General features: G+C 63.9%; 17 protein-coding genes. 6 read left to right on the top strand and 11 right to left on the bottom strand.

The features are described 5' to 3' along the window. The first annotated feature begins 25 nt into the window (after positions 1 to 25). Positions 26 to 1222: a DUF2865 domain-containing protein gene (locus FJ867_RS24390; protein WP_140525386.1), complete on the top strand. Its 1197-nt coding sequence runs from the start codon at positions 26 to 28 to the stop codon at positions 1220 to 1222. On the opposite strand, the gene gltX is transcribed toward FJ867_RS24390, so the two are convergent. Both gltX and FJ867_RS24380 read right to left on the bottom strand, forming a co-directional pair. Continuing rightward, complete coding sequence (gltX, locus tag FJ867_RS24385; protein WP_140525387.1) at positions 1140 to 2513, bottom strand: glutamate--tRNA ligase; 1374 nt, start codon at positions 2511 to 2513, stop codon at positions 1140 to 1142. The two genes, FJ867_RS24390 and gltX, sit on opposite strands and share 83 nt — an antisense overlap. A gap of 199 nt (positions 2514 to 2712) precedes the next feature. Next, a complete protein-coding gene (locus FJ867_RS24380) occupies positions 2713 to 4416 on the bottom strand; it encodes an ABC transporter ATP-binding protein (RefSeq protein ID WP_224518947.1) in 1704 nt (567 codons plus the stop codon). Here FJ867_RS24380 and FJ867_RS29170 point away from each other — a divergent pair. Then, entirely contained in the window at positions 4415 to 4567 is a 153-nt protein-coding gene (locus FJ867_RS29170; RefSeq protein WP_224518946.1) for a hypothetical protein, read from the top strand. The two genes, FJ867_RS24380 and FJ867_RS29170, sit on opposite strands and share 2 nt — an antisense overlap. A 328-nt stretch (positions 4568 to 4895) precedes the next feature. Here the strand turns inward: FJ867_RS29170 and FJ867_RS24375 are convergent, their stop codons facing one another. The 3 genes from FJ867_RS24375 to FJ867_RS24365 form a co-directional block, all read right to left on the bottom strand. Further along, the gene (locus tag FJ867_RS24375) at positions 4896 to 5309 is read right to left on the bottom strand and encodes a GNAT family N-acetyltransferase (protein ID WP_140525389.1); all 414 of its coding nucleotides are present in this window, start codon (positions 5307 to 5309) and stop codon (positions 4896 to 4898) included. Between the two features lie 49 nt (positions 5310 to 5358). Beyond that, positions 5359 to 7035 (bottom strand): NAD+ synthase, encoded by a 1677-nt coding sequence (locus FJ867_RS24370; RefSeq protein WP_140525390.1) that lies wholly within the window; start codon positions 7033 to 7035, stop codon positions 5359 to 5361. Positions 7036 to 7097: 62 nt separating this feature from the next. After that, entirely contained in the window at positions 7098 to 7814 is a 717-nt protein-coding gene (locus FJ867_RS24365) for a DNA-3-methyladenine glycosylase I (RefSeq protein ID WP_140560905.1), read from the bottom strand. An 89-nt stretch (positions 7815 to 7903) separates the two neighbouring features. On the opposite strand from FJ867_RS24365, the gene FJ867_RS24360 reads away from it, so the two are divergent. Together FJ867_RS24360 and FJ867_RS24355 are read left to right on the top strand one after the other, a co-directional pair. Further along, positions 7904 to 8464, top strand: coding sequence for a DUF1003 domain-containing protein (locus tag FJ867_RS24360; protein WP_140498947.1), 561 nt, complete (start codon positions 7904 to 7906; stop codon positions 8462 to 8464). Beyond that, complete coding sequence (locus FJ867_RS24355; protein WP_140498949.1) at positions 8461 to 9048, top strand: DedA family protein; 588 nt, start codon at positions 8461 to 8463, stop codon at positions 9046 to 9048. The genes FJ867_RS24360 and FJ867_RS24355 overlap by 4 nt, the downstream gene beginning before the upstream one ends. Before the next feature lie 22 nt (positions 9049 to 9070). Here the strand turns inward: FJ867_RS24355 and FJ867_RS24350 are convergent, their stop codons facing one another. Both FJ867_RS24350 and FJ867_RS24345 read right to left on the bottom strand, forming a co-directional pair. Next, complete coding sequence (locus tag FJ867_RS24350) at positions 9071 to 9430, bottom strand: diacylglycerol kinase (RefSeq protein ID WP_140498951.1); 360 nt, start codon at positions 9428 to 9430, stop codon at positions 9071 to 9073. Between the two features lie 77 nt (positions 9431 to 9507). Continuing rightward, on the bottom strand, positions 9508 to 9927 hold the full coding sequence (locus FJ867_RS24345; RefSeq protein WP_140498953.1) for a GFA family protein: 420 nt from the start codon (positions 9925 to 9927) through the stop codon (positions 9508 to 9510). A gap of 327 nt (positions 9928 to 10254) precedes the next feature. Here FJ867_RS24345 and FJ867_RS24340 point away from each other — a divergent pair, with 327 nt between their 5' ends. Beyond that, a complete protein-coding gene (locus tag FJ867_RS24340; RefSeq protein ID WP_140498955.1) occupies positions 10255 to 11325 on the top strand; it encodes a diguanylate cyclase in 1071 nt (356 codons plus the stop codon). Positions 11326 to 11371: 46 nt separating this feature from the next. Here FJ867_RS24340 and FJ867_RS24335 read toward each other — a convergent pair whose 3' ends face one another. From FJ867_RS24335 to FJ867_RS24325, 3 genes are all read right to left on the bottom strand, one after another. Then, the gene (locus tag FJ867_RS24335; RefSeq protein ID WP_140498994.1) at positions 11372 to 12745 is read right to left on the bottom strand and encodes a 3-deoxy-7-phosphoheptulonate synthase class II; all 1374 of its coding nucleotides are present in this window, start codon (positions 12743 to 12745) and stop codon (positions 11372 to 11374) included. Between the two features lie 136 nt (positions 12746 to 12881). Then, positions 12882 to 16379, bottom strand: a complete 3498-nt coding sequence (gene mfd / locus FJ867_RS24330; protein WP_140818805.1) for a transcription-repair coupling factor — start codon at positions 16377 to 16379, stop codon at positions 12882 to 12884. Between the two features lie 11 nt (positions 16380 to 16390). Next, entirely contained in the window at positions 16391 to 16678 is a 288-nt protein-coding gene (locus FJ867_RS24325; RefSeq protein ID WP_140818829.1) for a succinate dehydrogenase assembly factor 2, read from the bottom strand. Between the two features lie 92 nt (positions 16679 to 16770). On the opposite strand from FJ867_RS24325, the gene recG reads away from it, so the two are divergent. Next, positions 16771 to 18879, top strand: coding sequence for an ATP-dependent DNA helicase RecG (gene recG, locus FJ867_RS24320; protein ID WP_140818803.1), 2109 nt, complete (start codon positions 16771 to 16773; stop codon positions 18877 to 18879). On the opposite strand, the gene FJ867_RS24315 is transcribed toward recG, so the two are convergent. Next, a complete protein-coding gene (locus FJ867_RS24315; RefSeq protein WP_140525397.1) occupies positions 18831 to 19583 on the bottom strand; it encodes a DUF502 domain-containing protein in 753 nt (250 codons plus the stop codon). The two genes, recG and FJ867_RS24315, sit on opposite strands and share 49 nt — an antisense overlap. Between the last annotated feature and the right edge of the window lie 56 nt (positions 19584 to 19639).

The raw sequence follows: 19639 nt of genomic DNA, 5'->3' as shown, positions 1-19639 counted from the left end.
GAACAACCAAGCAGGGTTTCGGCGGATGATGGGCAAAGGGTGGAAGCAGGCGCATCTCGCCGTGCTGCTTGGCCTGCTGCTTTCGGGCGCCGCCGTCTCCGAGCCGCAGGCCGCCTCGCGTGTCTGCCGCCAGCTCGAGACCGATCTTGCCGCGACCTCGCGCGGCAGTGGCGGTCCGGCCCTGATCCGGAAATATGACGCCGCGATCGACCGGCAACGCGAGCAGATTTCAAAGGCGCGCGGCCAGTCCAGCAGCGCCGGCTGCGGCTTCTCTCTATTCAGCCGCAATGTCAGCCAATGCGCTGGGTTCAACGCCACCATCGAGCGCATGAACGCCAATCTCGATAGCTTGCAGGCCAAGCGCGCCCGCCTCGCCGGCGGCGGTTCGCGGCGCGATCGCGCACGCATCCTGGCCGCGCTCGACACCAATGGCTGCCGCGAGGACGCGGTGGCGCCCCGCCGCGAACTCTTGCGCGAAGCGAAACGGGAACAAGGCAACGGCAATCTGTTCGACCAGCTGTTCGGCGGCGACACACGCCGGCTCGATACGCTCGACCAGTCTGACGATCCCGACGAGGAGCGCAATATCCGCCGCGTGCCGGGCCGGTCCGGCATACCGGATTTTCCGGGCGTCGGCGGCGAGTTCCGTACCACCTGCGTGCGCACCTGCGACGGCTACTTCTTTCCGATGTCGAATGCCGCCTCGGTCGGCGATTTCGAGCGCGACCAGAAGAACTGCGAATCGAGCTGTCCCGGCACCGAGATCCAGGTCTTCTATTCGCGCGGCATGGGCGACGATTCAGCCGACATGACATCGTCGGTCACCGGCCGACCCTACAGCGAACTGCCGACGGCCTATCTTTACAAGCAGCCCAACCTGTCGCGGCCGCCGGCCTGCGGCTGCAACGCCGCGCAGAACTTCCAGATCATCGGCGGCAATCCGCCAAGCCAGCAACAGTCGCGGCCGCAAACGGAGGGCGCCCCGTTCATTCCGGTGCCTGCCTCCAAACCCGATCCAGGTGCCGATCCCGAGACGCTGGCAAACGCCGCAGGCGGGCTGGACCGCGACGCCATCAAGCGGCTTGCGGTCAAACCGGTCGCATCGCCGGTCTCGACGCTGCCGCCGGAACAGCGGAAGGTCAGGGTCGTCGGGCCAACGTTCCTTCCCGACCCATCAGCGGCAATAGATCTGCAAGCTCCGGTCCCGAAGTCAGTCCGGTAAGGGCGAGCCTCAGCGGCATGAACAGCGCCTTGCCCTTGCGGCCGGTCGCTTCCCTGATCTTGGCCGTCCAGTCCTTCCAGACGGTCCCGTTCCAAGGCTCCTCGGGCAGCAGATCGATGGCCTGGTGAAGAAAATCTCGATCGGCGTCGGAAAATTCCGGCTTCTCCTGCGGCCCTTCGCGCAGGATGCGCCACCAGCCGACAGCATCGGCCAGCCTGTCGAGATTACCGCGCACAGCCAGCCAGAACGGTTCCGCCTGCTCGCCCGATATGCCGAGCACCACCAGCCGATTCTGCGCTTCGGAGAACGGCATTTGGTGCAGCAGCGTCCGGTTGAGCACGAAAAGCTCGTCCGGGTCGAACTTTGCCGCCGACTTCGAAGTCGCAGCCGGGTCGAAACGGCTGGCGAGTTCGGCCAGGTCGTGCGCGGCGGCGACATTCTCCGACGTGCCGACGAGCACGGCCAGCGATGCGACCGCCATCGGCTCGATGCCGTCCTCGCGCAGGCTTTCGATGGAGAGTGCGCCGGTGCGCTTCGACAGCCCCTCGCCCGAAACGGTGGTCAGCAGATTGTGGTGGCCGAATTCCGGCGGCTCGGCACCCAGCGCCCGGAACAGCGCGATCTGCACGCCGGTGTTGGTGACGTGGTCGTCGCCGCGGATGACATGGCTGACGCCCATCTCGATATCGTCGACGACGGATGGCAGCGTATAGAGATAGGTGCCGTCCTCGCGCACCAGCACCGGGTCCGACAGCGAGGCGAGATCGACGGTTTCCTGCCCGCGCACCAGGTCGTTCCAATGGATTTCGGTGCGCTCCGGCTGCTGCGGATCGCCGGTGAAATTGGGCAGCAGGAAGCGCCAGTGCGGCCGGCGGCCATCGGCCTGATATTCGGCGATCTGTTCCGACGTCAGCGTCAGCGCTTCGCGGCCATAGACCGGCGGCAGGCCGCGCGTACGGCGCACCTTGCGCCTGAGGTCGAGCTCCTCCGGTGTTTCATAGCAGGCATAGAGAACGCCCGCCGCCTTCAGCCGCTCGACCGCCGCGTCATAGATCTCGAAGCGACGCGACTGGTATTCGGTGGTGTCGGGAAAGATGCCAAGCCAATGCAGGTCGTAAAGGATGGCGTCGGAAAATTCCTGCTTCGAGCGCGCGACATCGGTGTCGTCGAAGCGCTGGATGAAGCGCCCCTTATGGTTCATGGCGAACAGCCAGTTGAACAGGGCGGTGCGCGCATTGCCGATATGGATGCGGCCTGTCGGTGAAGGGGCGAAACGAACGGTAACTGTCATGAGCGGGGCGTACCGGATGCTTTTGTGATTGACAAGACGCGCCCCCGTGCCGTGCCGCAGACATAGAACATGGCGCAAGCAATGAAAAGACTTGGCGGACGCGGCTCCGCCCGCGATCACATGTCCCGCGCCGCCCGCCCGTCAAGCCGCCGGCGCCTGATGGGATGGCCTCCGGGCCAGAGCCGGAGGCCATCCCCGATCAGGTGACAAGTCCCTTGGTCAATTCGAGCGCCTGGCGCTCGAACAGGCGGCGGTAGATGCCGCCCGGCAGCCGGATCAGCGCGTCATGCGAGCCTTCCTCGGCGATCTTGCCGCGATCGAAGACCAACAGCCTGTCGAGCGCCCGCACCGTCGAAAGCCGGTGCGCGATGACCAGCGTGGTGCGGCCGACCATCAGCCGCTCCATCGCCTGCTGGATCAGCACCTCCGATTCTGAATCGAGGCTCGACGTCGCCTCGTCCAGGATCAGGATGCGCGCATCGGCGAGGAACGCGCGCGCGATCGCCACGCGCTGGCGCTCGCCGCCCGACAGCTTCACGCCGCGCTCGCCGACGAGCGTGCCGTAGCCCTTCGGCAGGTTGGCGATGAAGTCGTGCGCGCTCGCCAGCTTCGCGGCGTGCTCGATCTCGGCCTGCGTGGCGCCAGGCCGGGCATAGGCGATGTTTTCGGCCAGCGAGCGGTGGAACAGGATCGGCTCCTGCTGCACGATGGCGATCTGCGCGCGCAGCGACGCCTGCGTCACCTCCGAAATGTCCTGGCCGTCGATCAGGATCCGGCCGGCGTTCACGTCATAGAGCCTCTGGATCAGCTTGACGAAAGTCGTCTTGCCCGACCCGGAATGGCCGACCAGCCCGACCCGCTCGCCCGGCGCGATATCGACCGAGAAATCGCGATAGAGCGGCGAACGGTGACTGCCATAATGGAAGGTGACGTCGTCGAAGGCGATGCCCCCTTGCGTGATGCGGATCGGTCCGGCGCCGGGCCGATCCTCGATGCCGAGCGGTTCGGACTGGAAATCGACCAGTTCCTCCATGTCGTTGATCGAGCGCTGCAGGTTGCGGATATGCGTTCCGATATCCCTGAGATAGCCTTGCAGGACGAAGAAAGAAGTCAGCACGAAGGCGACGTCGCCGGCCGTTGCCTGCCCCCACGACCACAGCATCAGCGCCAGGCCGATGACCGCCGCTCTCATCACCAGCAGCAGCACCCCTTGCGTGGTACCGTTGATGGTGCCGCGCACCCAGGTGCGCCGCGTGCGGGCACGCCATTTGGCGACGACCTTCGCAAGCCGGTTCTCCTCGCGCTCCTCGGCGCCAAACCCCTTGACCACGGCGTTGCAGCTCACCGCGTCGGCCAGCGAGCCGCCAAGGCGCGTGTCCCAGGTGTTGGCGAGCCTGGCCGCCGGCGCGACATAACCAAGCGACAGCATCGCCGTGACAGCGATGAACAGCACCGAGCCGGCGGCGACAACCGCTCCCATCAGCGGCCAGAACCAGCCCAGCAGCAGCGTCGAGCCGACGAGCATGACGATCGACGGCAGCAGCGCGATCAGGATCGTGTCGTTGAGCAGGTCCAACGCCCACATGCCGCGCGTCACCTTGCGCACGGTCGATCCGGCGAAGCTGTTGGCGTGCCAGTCGGTGGAAAAGCGCTGGACACGGTGGAAGGCGGCGGCGGCGATGTCGGCCATCATCTTCAGCGTCAGTTCGACGATCCCCATGAAGGCCAAATTGCGCAGGACGACACCCGCCAGCGCCAACGCCATCAGCATGGAAAACGCGGTCATCGCGGCATTCCAGGCGATCTCGTCGGCGCCGGCGCTGCTGGCGACGGCATCGACCAGCCGGCCGGAATAGAGCGGCGTCAGCACATCGGCCAGCGTCGACAGCAGGAAACCAGCCATGATCAGCGAAAGCCGCCAGGGCTGGCGCCGCCAGTGGGTGAAAGTAAAGCCAAGAACGCTGCGAAAGGCGCTTGCGCGCAAATCGATTCGAAAACGAGCCATGATGTCATTCGGGCGCAAAAAGCCCGATCCCGGTAAGGTCGAAAATTGAAAAAACCGCGCAAGGGGCTCAATGCCCGGGAATGCGGAGGTTCGGTTATGAATGGCCACTTGCCCGAAGGCGGCGACCGGCATCGGCAAAGGCCTGTTCTCGATCCGGCTCCGTTCCGAGGGTGAAAACCCTGCGGCGCGCCGGTCGGGACCTAGGCTTCGCGGCCTCGCATAACGATGTCAAATCCTGGCATTCGGTCCTCCCTAAAGGGAATCGCGGAGAGGCCCTTATAGAGATGCCTCATCGCATCGCCAAGGCTGGCGGTCACCAAAAACGGCATCTGGTCCAAGCACTGGGATAAATTTGCAACAACGGCAAAGGCGCTTGGTCAGCGGATCGGCTTACGATCGAGGCGCATGTACCGGCCATCGGTCGATGCCTTGAATCCCAGTCTTTCATAAACCCCATGCGCGTCGCTGGTCGATAGGCTCCAGTGCGAAACGGTGCGGAGCTCGGGGTGATCGATCAGTGCCTGCACCAGCCGCGAGCCGATGCCCTGCCCGCGATGCTGCGGCCAGACGATGATATCGGCCAGATAGGCGAACACCGTGCGGTCGGTGATCGCCCGGCCGAAGCCGACCTGTTTGCCTTCGACATAAGCGCCGACGCAGAGCGAATTCGCGAAGGCGCGGCGGTGGGTCTCGTCACTGCGCCCGCCGCCCCAATAGCTTGCCATCAACAGGTCGGATGTCGCCCTGAAGTCGATCCGTGACAGGTCGAAGCTGATTTCACACTCGGGCATCGCTACCCCTCGCCTGCGGCATGACGCGAATTTTCGGTCGGTACGGTGTCTAGCCGCGATCCCTGAACCGGTTGGTGATGGGATAGCGACGGTCGCGGCCGAAATTCTTCCTGGTGATCTTCACGCCGGGCGCCGCCTGCCGGCGCTTGTATTCGGCGACGTAGAGCAGGTGCTCGATGCGCGTCACCGTCGCCCGGTCATGGCCGCGCGCGACGATGTCGTCGACGCCCATCTCGTTCTCGACCAGGCATTCGAGGATGTCGTCCAGCACCGGATAGGGCGGCAGCGAATCCTGATCGGTCTGGTTCTCGCGCAGTTCCGCCGACGGCGCCTTGTCGATGATGTTCTTCGGGATCACCTCGCCCGACGGTCCGAGCGCGCCCGGCGGCACGTGGCTGTTGCGCCAGCGCGACAGTGCATAGACCTGCATCTTGTACAGGTCCTTGATCGGATTGAAGCCCCCATTCATGTCGCCATAGAGCGTGGCATAGCCGACCGACATCTCGCTCTTATTGCCTGTCGTAACCACCATCGAGCCGAATTTGTTGGAAATCGCCATCAGGATGGTGCCGCGCGCGCGGCTCTGCAAGTTCTCCTCGGTGATGCCTTCCTTGGTGCCTTCGAAAAGCTGCGTCAGCGCATGAAGGAAACCTTCGACCGGCTCGAAGATCGGCACGATGTCATAGCGGCAGCCGAGTGCGCGGGCACAGTCTTCAGCATCCTTAAGCGAATCCTTCGACGTATAGCGGTAAGGCATCATCACCGCGCGCAGCCGCTCCTCGCCCAGCGCATCGACGGCAAGGGCCGCGCAGATGGCCGAATCGATGCCGCCCGACAGGCCGAGCACGACGTTCTTGAAACCGTTCTTGTTGACGTAGTCGCGCAAGCCCAGCATGCAGGCGCGGTAGTCGGCCTCCTCCCGTTCGGGGATCTTCGACATCGGTCCTTCCGAACAGACCCAGTTTTCGCCTTGTCTCCTCCAGGTGGTGATGTCGACCGCCTCCTCGAACTGGCTCATCTGGAAAGCAAGCCGCTTGTCGGCACCTATGGCAAACGACGCGCCGTCGAAGATCAGCTCGTCCTGGCCGCCGAGCTGGTTTGCATAGATCATCGGCAGCCCGCATTCGATAACCTGGCGGATGACGACCTGGTGGCGCACATCGATCTTGGCGCGGTAATAGGGCGAGCCGTTCGGCACCAGCAGGATTTCCGCGCCGCTCTCGGCCAGCGTCTCGCAGACGCCGATGTCGCCCCAGATGTCCTCGCAGATCGGGATTCCCAGACGCACGCCGCGGAAATTGACGGGCCCCTGGATCTCCGGTCCGGCCTGGAAGACGCGCTTCTCGTCGAACTCGCCATAATTCGGCAGATCGACCTTATAGCGCTCGGTGATGATCTTGCCGCCATCGGCGAAGACGATCGAGTTGTGGGTGCCGGTCTTGCGCTTCAGCGGCGTGCCGATGATGACGCCGGGACCGCCATCGGCGGTGTCGGCGGCAATCTCCTGCGCGGCCCGCTCGCAGGCCTTCAGGAAGGCCGGCTTCAGCACCAGATCCTCAGGCGGATAGCCGGCGAGGAAAAGCTCGGTGTAGAGCACGAGATCGGCGCCTTGACGCGCGGCATCCGCCCTCGCCTCGCGGGCCTTGGCGAGATTGCCGGCAACGTCGCCGACTGTCGGATTGAGCTGGGCAACGGCGATGCGCAGTATGTCGGGCTTCTTGGTCATGCTGCTGACTTAGCGCGGCAAAATTCGCCCCGCAATGGCGTTTGCTTGGGCCAATTTCGACATCAGTCGTTGCCCATATAGTCGCGCAGCGCCTGCGGCGAATGGTTCTCCCCGATCGACATCGCCAGGATGCGCGAAATGTGCCGGCGCGGCAGGCCGGTATCCGCAACCCAACGGTTGACCTGGGCCTGGATCTTGTCGAGATCCTTCTTCGACGTCGGGCTTTCGGCGATATCGAGCCCGGCATCGCGAAGGGCGGCCGCCATGTCGGCCGAAATGACGAAGGCGTCCCAACCCAGCCAGCGCAGGAAATACTGGCCGGTATTGCCGCCGAGCCGGCTGCCATGCTTGCCGAGATAGGCCATCAGCCCGACCTGGTCGTCGGCGGGCCACTCGGCGAGGAATGTGCCGAAGCCGCCATGCTCTTTTGACACGCGCTCGACGAAGGCAGCGTTGTCGCGAACGGATTTGATCTTCTGCGGATTGCGCACGATGCGCTGGTCGGATGCCAGTTCATGCCAGAAATCGTCAGGCTGGAACAGCAACCGCTTCGGCTCGAAGCGCAGGAACGCCTCTTCGAATCCGGGCCATTTCTGCTCGATGACGCGCCAGACGAAACCGGCGGCGAAGACGCGCTCGGCCATCGTCGACAGGATACGGTCATCGCCGATGTCGGCCACGGCGGCGTTGTCGGGAATCGGCCCGAGCAGCGAGACCAGTTCCTCCTCGCCGCCCTTGCGCTTTGCGGCGCGAGCGCGAATTTTCATGAAGTCGACCATAAGTCCCTCCGGTTCCCATCAAATCTAGCACTTCCCGCGCGGGCCGGCAGCCTCTACGTCTATCGCCAGCCAAGCCCTTGGAGACGGCCATGAACAAGACAATCGACGATCTGGCGAACCGCTGGCTGAGACGAAAGCCGGACGGTCTCAGCGCCCTGGAGAACCGGGTGCTGCAGTCGACGCTCGAGCGCACAACGATCTCCAGGGACACCAACAAGGCCGTCGCCTTCCACCAGACCTTTGGCGACCGCCTTGCCGATAGCATCGCCCGCATTGGCGGTTCCTGGTCGTTCATCCTTGGCTTCATTGCCTTCCTGATCGTCTGGACATCAGCCAATGCCTGGCTTCTGGCGCGCGACGCCTTCGACCCCTACCCGTTCATCTTCCTCAATCTCGTCCTGTCCATGGTCGCGGCGCTGCAGGCGCCGGTGATCATGATGGCGCAGAACCGCCAGACCGAGCGCGACCGCATCGATGCCGCCCACGACTACGAGGTCAATCTGAAGGCCGAGATCGAGATCATGGCGCTGCATGAAAAGCTGGACGAAATGCGCCACGGCCAGATCATCGGCATGCGCGACGAGATCGTGCGGCTGACCGAACTGGTCAAGCGGATCGACGAGAGGCTGTCGCAGCAATCGCCGTCATGAGCGACGCGATCCATCATTTCATCGAACAATACGGGCTGATCGCCGTTTTTCTGGGCTGTGTCGCCGAGGGCGAGAGTGCCGCCATACTCGGCGGCTTCTTCGCCCATCAGCATATCTTCGTCCTCTGGCAGACTGTCGTCGTGGCAGCGCTTGGGGCCTTCGCCGGCGACACCTGCTTCTTCATCCTGGGGAGAAGTTTCGCGGACCATCGCTATGTCGTCGGGTTGCGCAAGCGGCCCGGCTTCCGCCGCGCCTATCGTCTGCTCAACACCCATCCCAACATCTTCGTGCTGTCGAACCGCTACGTCTATGGCATGCGCCTGGTCGGTGGCATCGCGGCCGGCCTGTCGAACATCGCAGCACCCCGCTTCATCGTCTTGAACGCCATTTCCTCGGCGGTCTGGGCGGTGCTGTTCAGCACCATCGGCTATGTCTTCGGGTTGGGCGCCGAGCATTTCATCGGCCAGGCGCTGCTTCGCCATGAGCGGATATTGGTGGGCCTGGCTATCGGCCTGGCCGTGGCCGTACTCGCCTGGCTCATCGCCCGCCATTTCGCCCGAAAGGAACGTGCCAGGGAAAACTGACCGCCGGCCGGCGGTCGAAAGCTCAGATCGGCAGCCCGACGATACGCTCGATGATCGCGATGCCCCAGACGCCGGCGACGATCGCCACGGAGATCAGTACCGCCAGCGAACCGCAGTCCTTGGCCAGCTGGATGTCGACATTGAATTCGCGGCTAAAGGCATCGCAGGCCGCTTCGATGCCGGTGTTCAGCACCTCGACCATGATCAGGAGCAGCACCGCGCCGATCAGCAGCGCGTAGCCGCGCCACGACACCGAAACGAACCAGCCGATCGGAAGGGCAAGGGCGAGCAGCGCCAGCTCCTGCTGGAAAGCTTTTTCAGTTGCGGTCAGCTTGCGGAACGCCCGCAGCGAGTTGAAATAAGCGTCGATCAGCCGCTGCATGCCAAACCCCTTTGCGAATCACCGGCACGGGATAAAGCAATGGCCCGATCAATGGAATAAGCTGGCTCGCCCAAAATTCATTCGTCGGCGACCTTCACCGATGGGGTCGACTTCTCGAATTGAGGCAGCGCGTCGTCGATCGAATAATAATCGCCCTTGTCACCCACGAAAATGTGGCATTGGCCCTCGAGGCCTGTCGGTTCATCGAACGATCCCGCCAGAACCGAAACATAGGCGTTGTCCCGCGGTTTCCAGAAAAGCAGCGATCCGCATGTCTTGCAAAAACCGCGCCCGGCGAAGGCGGACGCCTCATACCAGGTGATGTTGTCGGCGCCGTCGATATCGATATTGGCGTCCCGGACATTGGTTGCGGCGTAGAAATGTCCACTCTGCTTGCGACATTGCGAGCAATGGCAATAGATGACGCCGCGCAACGGCCCTCGTGTCCTGAAGCGAACCGCTCCGCATAGACACGATCCCGTATGATTTTCACTCATCGCACCATCCCAAAAGAAATCGCTGCTGAGAGGATCCCAGCTTTTCGATGGCTGCGCGCAAGAAAATGCGACATGCATTTGGCACGCTCGGGAATTGTTTGTTCACGGATGAAAGGCCTGTCCAGCCGGAATCAGCGAAAAACAGGCCGGATTCAGCGGATTAAGGAAACTTTAGCGCTGCTGCATCTATGATCCTCGCAAGCGAAAGTCGTGAGTGGGGACGCGCCTTCTTCGCAAGATGGACTGGAATGGCCAGCGTTCCCCAGGTCGGCGACATTGGATGCCTGCGAATGTCGCAGCGTGTTCCCGGGGAAGAGTGAACAGAACATGCAGCCGGCAGCCGCCCAGAGCGAACGAAGCACCGATATTGCGAGCACCGTCCTCGCCACAATGCGCCAGCTCGGCGTGCTCGGCCTGCCACGCAATTACGAGATCTTCTACGAGGCCTTGAGCGGATCCAATCGCGAGCTCAGCCTTGCCGTCGTGTCGCTGAGCGGCCGACCGACACAGGACGACCTCGACCGGATCGGACGCGCCTTCTTTGCCCAGAACCATGGCTCCGGCATCGTCGAGCATGCCAGGGAAGTCATCGCCAACGAACTCGAGGACATCGCTTCGCTGCTGAGGAGCGAGCGCAGCCACATCGAGAAATACGGCAGGATCCTAAACGAAACGTCGAGCGGACTCGGCAGAAACAGCCTGCTGTCGCCGGATGTTCTGCAGAAGATCGTCAATGCCATGGCGGTCGCCACCAATTCGACGATCGATCATGGCCGGCAAGTTGCCTCGACGCTCAGCGACAAGACCGCGGAACTGGAAAGCGTCAAGTCGAAGCTCGAGGAATACAAGCGCCTGGCCGACACCGATCCCCTGACGCAAATCTGGAACCGTCGCGCCTTCGACAAGGAACTCACCAGGATCTACAACAGCAACAAAGGCATCCTGTTCAATGCATTGATCCTCGCCGACATCGATCGGTTCAAGGACATCAACGACAGGTACGGCCATCCCGTCGGCGACAAGATCCTCCAGATCATCGCCGATATATTCCAGACCAGCATTCGCGCCGACATGTTCGTCGCCCGCACCGGCGGCGAGGAATTCGCGCTGATCGTCGAGGGCGCAAGCGAGGACGCCACCTACGAAATCGCCGAACGCATTCGCGCGCTGATCGAGCAGTCGCCTTTCACCAGCAGCCAGACCGGCATGAATTACGGCACCGTCACCGTCTCGATGGGCATCTGCATGGCATCCGAAGCCGAGGGCCCTGAAGACCTCTACAGCAAGGCAGACCGGGCGCTTTACCGCTCAAAGGTCAGCGGACGTAACCGCGTGACCAGGCATTCGATGATGGCGGGCCGCGCCGGCAAGAGCTGGCTGCTCTACAAGCAAGACTGATTTTTCGGCAGGAAGCGCTTTTCCTGTGAACTGCTTTGGACGAGGTTCAGCCGTTGGCGACCTGCTTGTGTTGCACAGGGTGGCTTTTCTTGAGCAGGTCCGACACCAGGAACGCCAGTTCGATGGCCTGGTCGGCATTGAGGCGCGGGTCGCAATGGGTGTGATAGCGGTCCTGCAATTCCTCGGCGGTGATGGCGCGGGCACCGCCAGTGCATTCAGTCACGTTCTTGCCGGTCATCTCGACATGGATGCCGCCCGGATGCGTGCCTTCGGCGCGGTGCACCTCGAAGAAGGTCTGCACCTCCTTCAGGATGCGGTCGAACGGCCGCGTCTTGTAGCCGGCCGCCTCGATCGTGTTGCCGTGCATCGGGTCTGACGACCAGACGACGCTACGGCCTTCCTTCTGCACCGCCCGCACCAGCTTCGGCAGATGCTCGGCGACCTTGTCGGAACCGAAGCGCGCGATCAGCGTCAGCCTGCCTGGCTCGTTCTCGGGGTTGAGCAGGTCGATCAGTTCCAGCAAGCCGTCCGGCGTCAGCGACGGGCCGCATTTCAGGCCGAGCGGGTTCTTGATGCCGCGGCAATATTCGACATGCGCATGGTCCGGCTGGCGGGTGCGGTCGCCGATCCAGATCATGTGGCCAGACGTCGCGTACCAGTCGCCGGAGGTAGAATCGACACGCGTCAGCGCTTCCTCATAGCCGAGCAGCAGCGCCTCGTGGCTGGTATAGAAATCAGTCTCGCGCAGCGCGAAATTGGTTTCGGAGGTGATGCCGACCGCGCGCATGAAATCCATCGTCTCGGTGATGCGATTGGCGAGCGACTCGTATTTTTCGGCCTGCGGGCTGTCGGAGACGAAACCGAGCATCCAGCGATGCACATTCTCCAGGCTGGCATAGCCGCCCTGCGCGAAGGCGCGCAGAAGGTTGAGCGTCGCCGCCGACTGGCGGTACGCCATCTCCTGGCGGGCAGGATCGGGAATGCGCGACTTGGCGTCGAATTCAATGCCGTTGATGATGTCGCCGCGATAGCTCGGCAGCGTCACCTCGCCCTTGGTCTCGTTGTCGGACGAGCGCGGCTTGGCGAACTGGCCCGCAACGCGGCCGATCTTCACCACCGGCTGCGCACCGGCGAAGGTCAGCACCACCGACATTTGCAGGAACACGCGGAAGAAGTCGCGGATGTTGTCCGCGCCATGTTCGGCAAAGCTTTCGGCGCAATCGCCGCCCTGGAGCAGGAATGCCTCGCCGGCAGCGACGCTGGCCAGTTGCTTCTTCAGCTTGCGCGCCTCGCCGGCAAAAACCAGCGGCGGAAAGGTGGCGAGCTGGGCCTCCGTGTTCTTCAGCGCGGCAAGGTCCGGATAAGCAGGGACCTGCTTGATCGGCTTTGCCCTCCACGAATTCGGCGACCATTTCGTCATCGCTGCACCCAACGCTCTTTCCGGCAAGCACCCTCGCCCGCCATTTCCAGCCCCCATGTGGGGTGGCGGCTCCATACACGAAGCCGATTTCCTATTCTAGACCGGAATTTCAGCGCTGGCGAATGGGCCGGGCTGGCTACGCCGCCTTCTCCACCAGCCGCGCCAGTTGCGTCATCACCACCGCCGAGCCTGCCAGCCGCTTCTCGGCGGTTGGCCAGTCGCGGGTGAAGACGACGCTTTGGTCGGGTCGGATCTTGGCCAGCGAGCCCTGCTCGCCGATGAACTTGACCAGTCCGACCGGGTTGGGGAATTCGCGCTTGCGGAAATGGATGACGACGCCCTTCGGCCCGGCATCGAGCTTCTCGACATTGGCCTTGCGGCAGAGGGCTTTGATGAAGACGATCTTGAGCAGATGCTTCACCTCCTCCGGCAGCGGGCCGAAACGGTCGATCAGCTCGGCGCCGAAAGCATCGATTTCCTCGGTGCTCTCGAGGTCGCCGAGACGCCGATAGAGCGCCAGCCTGAGCTGCAGGTCCGGCACATAGCTCTCCGGGATCATCACCGCCGTGCCGACGGCGATCTGCGGCGACCAGCCGCCATCCAGCACCTCGCCGGAATCCTTCACCTCCGCGACCGCCTCCTCCAGCATCTGCTGGTAGAGCTCGAAGCCGACTTCCTTGATGTGGCCGGACTGCTCTTCGCCGAGCAGATTGCCTGCGCCTCTGATATCGAGATCGTGGCTGGCGAGCTGGAAGCCGGCGCCCAGCGTGTCGAGCGACTGCAGCACTTTCAGTCGACGTTCGGCGGTGTCGGTCAGCTTGCGGTTGGCCGGCAGTGTGAACAGCGCGTAGGCGCGCACCTTCGAGCGCCCGACACGGCCGCGCAACTGATAGAGCTGCGACAGGCCGAACATGTCGGCGCGATGGACGATCAGCGTGTTGGCGGTCGGGATGTCGAGGCCGGATTCGACGATGGTGGTCGACAAGAGAACGTCGTACTGGCCGTCGTAGAAGGCGTTCATGATGTCGTCGAGTTCGCCTGGCGGCATCTGGCCATGGGCCACCGCCACCTTCAGTTCCGGCACGGATTGGTTCAGGAAATCATGGATTTCCGCCAGATCGCTGATGCGCGGCACGACATAGAAGGAATGGCCGCCCCGATAACGCTCGCGCAACAACGTCTCGCGAATGACCAGCGGATCGAAGGGCGAGATGAAGGTGCGCACCGCCATGCGGTCGACCGGCGGCGTGGCGATCAGCGACAGTTCGCGCACGCCGGTCAATGCCAGTTGCAGCGTGCGCGGGATAGGCGTCGCCGACAGCGTCAGCACGTGGACGTCGGTCTTCAGGTCCTTCAGCCGTTCCTTGTGCTTGACGCCAAAATGCTGCTCTTCATCGATGATCAGTAGGCCGAGATTCTTGAACGAGATCGCGCTGCCGAGCAGCGCGTGGGTGCCGACCACGATATCCACCGTCCCTTCGGCAATGCCCTTCTTGGTCTCTGCCAGGTCCTTTGCGCCGACCAGCCGCGATGCCTGGGCGACGCGGATCGGCAGGCCGGAAAAGCGCTGCGAGAAGGTCTTGAAATGCTGGCGGGACAACAGGGTTGTCGGCACGACGACCGCCACCTGGAACCCTTCCATCGCCGCGATGAAGGCGGCGCGCAGCGCCACCTCGGTCTTGCCGAAACCGACATCGCCGCAGATCAGCCGGTCCATCGGCTTGCCGGCCGCCAGATCGTCCCTGACGGAATCGATCGCCGTCTGCTGGTCATCGGTCTCCTCATAGGGGAAGCGCGCGGCGAACTCGCCATAGAGGCCTTCCGCCGGCACCAGCGGGGGTGCAGCGCGCATCTGCCGTTCGGCGGCGATGCGGATCAACTGCTCGGCCATGTCCAGCAGGCGTTTCTTCAGCCGCGCCTTGCGCGATTGCCAGGCGCCGCCGCCGAGTTTGTCGAGCGTCGCCTCGGCCGTGTCAGAGCCGTAGCGCGACAGGAGCTCGATGTTTTCCACCGGCAGGAACAGTCGGTCGTCGCCGGCATAGTGGATTTCCAGGCAATCATGCGGCGCCCCGACGGCTTCGATTGTGCGCAGGCCGATGAAGCGGCCAATGCCGTGGTCGGCATGGACGACGATGTCGCCAGCCGACAGGGCCGAGGCTTCGGCAATGAAGTCGGACGCGCGCTTCTTGTGCTTGGAGCGCCGGATCAGCCGGTCGCCCAAAATGTCCTGTTCGGCGACGACGACCAGTCTTTCGGTCTCGAAACCGGATTCCAGCGGCAGCACGGCCAACGCCGCCTGCCCCGGCTCGAGTTTCTCCGCCTCCGCCAAGGTCGCCACCGGCGCAAGATTGCCCAGACGATGTTCGGCGAGAATTTGGCCGAGCCGGTCGAGCGAGCCCTCGGTCCAGCCGGCGACAATGACGCGGCGGCGTGCCGCGCGTTCGTCGGCGATGTGCTTTACCGCCACGTCGAAGACATTGACGTTGGGGTCGGCGCGCTCTTCCGCGAAGCTGCGGCCATGGCGCGAGCCGGCGTGGAAGACCTTTCTCGCTCCCGCATCCGGTGCGTCGAAGGCGGTGAAGTCGATCGCTTCGCGCGGTCCGAGAGAAGCGACGAGATTTTCCGGCGAGAGGTAAAGCAGGTCCGGCGCCACCGGCTTGTAGGGCACCGCGTCCTTCAGCGCACCTTCGGCCTGCTTTTTGCGCGCCTCGTAGTGATCGAGGATCAGCGTGTGGCGTTCGGCAAGCGCTTCATGCGCCAGATGGTCGAAAACGACAGGCGTGTCCGGCAGATAGTCGAACACGGTCTCCAACCGCTCGTAGAAGAACGGCAGCCAATGTTCCATGCCCGCGAAGCGCCGGCCTTCGCTGACCGCGGCGTAAAGCCCATCGTCCCGCGACGGCGCGCCGAACGCTTCGATATAGGCGCGGCGGAAGCGGCTGATCGTCTCCGGCGTCAGCGCCACCTCGCTCATCGCCTGGAGCGCCATGGACTTGCGCTGCCCGGTGGTGCGCTGCGTGGCCACGTCGAAGACGCGGATCGATTCCAGCGTATCGCCGAAGAAATCCAGCCTCAGCGCCTCGGCCCAGCCGGGTGCGAAAAGGTCGAGGATGCCGCCGCGCACGGCGAACTCGCCGATGCCGCGCACCGTCGGCACCCGGTCGAAGCCCGATGTCTCCAGCCGCGACACCAGCGCGTTCATATCGACCTGGTTGCCAGGTTTGGCGTGGAAGGTCTGCGCCTCGATGAGATCCGCGGGCGGAATGCGCTGGAGCAGCGCATTGGCGGTGGTGAGAATGACGGCGCGATGCGGCTTCCTCGCCAGCGCGATCATGGCGGCGAGCGCGTCGAGCCGCCGGGCGGCCGCATCCGAGCCGGGCGAGACGCGGTCATAGGGCAGGCAGTCCCAGGCGGGCAGTTCCAGCACGGGCAGGCCGGGAGCGGCAAAGGCCAGCGCCTCTGTGATTGCCGGCAGGCGCTGCCCGTCGCGCGCCACGAACAGCACCGGCTTGTCGGGCGCGATCTCGCGCGCCGCCTGCACCAGCGCGAAGGCTTCATAGCCGTCGGCGACGCCGTCGACGATGAACTGGCCGGCACGGCCTTTCGGCAAGCCGATGGTGGGAATGAGGCTCATGGAAGCGTTCTTCAAAAGGTCATTGTCCGGCGTGAAGCCATGATTTTTTGCAGGACCGCACAATCAATTTCGGCGGGAACAGGACGTTCGCCGGTGATCAAGGGCAGGAGCTCGGTGTCGGGAATATCGAGGAGCTTTTCATATTGGTCGATTTCATCGCCGGTCAAGGCGCCGATCTCAGCATCGGCGAAGGTGCCGAGGATAAGGTCCATCTCGCGCATGCCGCGGTGCCAGGAGCGGAACAAGAGCTTGCGGCGGCGGGCGTCGAGCCCCTCGCTTGATCGTTTCGTTCCCGTCATTGTGCCGCATCCTCGCTTGCTGCGGCGCATATAGCGTGGATAGAAGGGGCTGTCAGCCTTGCGCTGCAGCCGTCGCGACATAAGCTGACATCATGCGTCCTTCCATCCTTGACCCGCTTTTCGTCCCGATCACGTCGCTCGCCGGTGTCGGGCCGAAGGTCGGCGCGCTGATCGAAAAAGTCGTCGCGGCCGATCTCGGCGACCGAGCGGCGCGCGCCGGCGATCTTCTGTTCGTGCTGCCGCATACCGTCATCGACCGCCGCAACCGGCCGGGCATTGCCGGCTCGGCCGAAGGCGCCATCGTCACGCTCGACCTGCGCATCGACCGCCACCAGCCGCCGCCGCGCGGCAACAGGTCGGTGCCTTACCGGGTCTACGCCCATGACGATACCGGCGAAGTGGCGCTGACCTTCTTCCACGCCCATGCTGCCTATCTGGAAAAATCGATGCCTGTGGGCGAGCATGTCGTGGTCTCCGGACGCATGGAATGGTTCAACGGGCGCCCGACCATGGTCCACCCGGATCATATCGCCTTGGCCGGCGACGCCGAAAACCTGCCGCTGGTCGAGCCGGTCTATCCGCTCACGGCGGGGCTGTCCGCCAAGGTGCTGCGCCGCGCCATCGGCCAGGCGCTCGGCCGTCTGCCGGAACTGCCTGAGTGGCAGGATGGCGCTTTCATGCGCCGCCAGAGTTTCCCGTCTTTCGGTGACGCGCTGGCCCGCATCCATCATCCCGCGGACCCGATCGATGTCGCCATCGAAGGCGCCGCATGGCGGCGCCTCGCCTATGACGAGTTGCTGGCGGGCCAGGTGTCGCTCGCCCTGGTCCGGTCGAGGGTCCGCAGGCTGTCCGGCCGGCCGCTCACCGGCGACAGCCGGATCGTCGACAAGCTGCGCGCGGCCCTGCCCTACACATTGACCGCGTCCCAGGAATTCGCGCTCGCCGAAATCAATGCAGACCTCGCCGACCCCGAGCGCATGCTGCGCCTCCTGCAAGGCGACGTCGGCTCCGGCAAGACGGTCGTTGCGCTCCTGGCCATGGCGCGTGCCGTCGAGGCTGGCGGCCAGGCTGCCCTGATGGCGCCGACAGAGATCCTGGCGCGCCAGCACGTGGCGACGATCGCCCCTTTGGCGGAACGGGCAGGCATGCGCACGGCCATCCTCACCGGTCGCGAAAAGGGCCGCGAACGCACCGAAACGCTGGCGGGACTGGCCGGCGGCGAGATCGACATCGTCATCGGCACCCACGCGCTGTTCCAGGAAACGGTGGCGTTCCACGACCTCGTCCTTGCCGTCGTGGACGAGCAGCATCGCTTCGGCGTTCACCAGCGGCTTGCCATCACCGCCAAGGGCGACGCGCCAGACATGCTGGTGATGACAGCAACCCCCATTCCGCGCACGCTGGTGCTGACCGCCTTCGGCGACATGGACGTCTCCAAGCTGACGGAAAAGCCGGCCGGCCGGCAGCCGATCCGCACCGTCACGCTGCCGCTTGAGCGGCTGGACGAACTCGTCGATCGCATGGTGGAAGCGGTGGCCGGCGGCCAGAAAATCTACTGGATATGCCCGCTTGTGGAAGAATCCGAAGAGATAAAGCTGATGTCGGCCGAGGACCGCTTTGCTTCCCTGAAGCCGCTGTTCGGCGACCGGATCGGCCTCGTCCACGGCCGCATGAAGGGCGCCGAGAAGGACGAAGCGATGCGCGCCTTCAAGCAGGGCGAGACACGTATCCTGATTGCCACAACCGTCATCGAGGTCGGCGTCGACGTGCCGGACGCGACCATCATGGTCGTCGAACACGCCGAACGTTTCGGCCTCGCCCAGCTGCACCAGTTGCGCGGCCGCGTCGGGCGCGGCGACAAGCCTTCGTCCTGTGTATTGCTCTACAAGGATCCGCTCGGCGAAACGGCCAAGCGGCGCCTGTCGGTGATGCGCGAGACCGAGGATGGCTTCGTGATCGCCGAGGAGGACCTGAAGCTGCGCGGCGAAGGCGAATTGCTTGGCACCCGTCAGTCCGGCACGCCGGGCTTCCAGGTCGCGCGCATCGAGGCGCATGCGGACCTACTCGAAGCGGCCCGCGATGACGCAAGGCTGATCCTGTCACAGGATCCGGACCTGCAGACCGAGCGCGGCGAAGCGCTGCGCCTGCTGCTCTACTTGTTCGGCCGCGACGAGGCGGTGCGGCTCCTGCGGGCGGGATAAGGCCCGAGCGGCGGATTGGCCAGGGTGCCGGTGATCGGCTCGCCATTCAGTGTCACCAGCTTCGTTTTCACCTCCGGCGCCACCAGCCCGGCCGAGACGATCAGCTTGGCGCCATCCTCGATCGTCATGTCGAGCAGCACGATGTCCGACTTCGGCACATACATCAGGAAGCCCGTCGTCGGATTGGGCGTACAAGGCATGAAGACAGCGGTCAGCGGATCGCCTTCCTGGTCAAGCTTCTGGTTGATCTCGGTTTCCTTCTCGCTGGCCACGAACACCAGCGACCACACCCCCTTGCGCGGATATTCGACCAAGCCGACCTGGCGGAACATGTCACCTTTGTTCGACAGCACGGTTTCGAAAATCTGCTTCAGCGAGCGATAGATGCCCCGCACCAGCGGCATTCGGCCAAGCAGGCGCTCGCCGAAATTGACGATGGCGCGGCCGACGATATTGGCGGTCATGAATCCGATCAGCGTGATCAGGACAAGCGCCACGATCAGCCCGAACCCCGGAACCGGGAACGGCAGATAGGTATCGGGACTGTAGCGTGCCGGAATATAGGGTTTGACCCAGGAATCCACCCAACCGATGAAGGACCACGCGATATAGGCGGTGATCGCCAGCGGCGCGCAGACGACGAAGCCTGTGAGGAAATAGTTCCTCAGCCGGGTCATGCCGGAGGTCTTGAGAGCATCTGACATGGTTCACCGGGGCGCGAGTTGCAGCGCAAACATTAGTGAACCGGAAGGCGCTTTGG

Origin of the sequence: Mesorhizobium sp. B2-5-3 (assembly GCF_006441005.1) — a bacterium.
In the GTDB taxonomy this organism is placed as follows: Bacteria; Pseudomonadota; Alphaproteobacteria; order Rhizobiales; family Rhizobiaceae; genus Mesorhizobium.
This window is presented reverse-complemented; position numbering and strand designations above follow the sequence as displayed.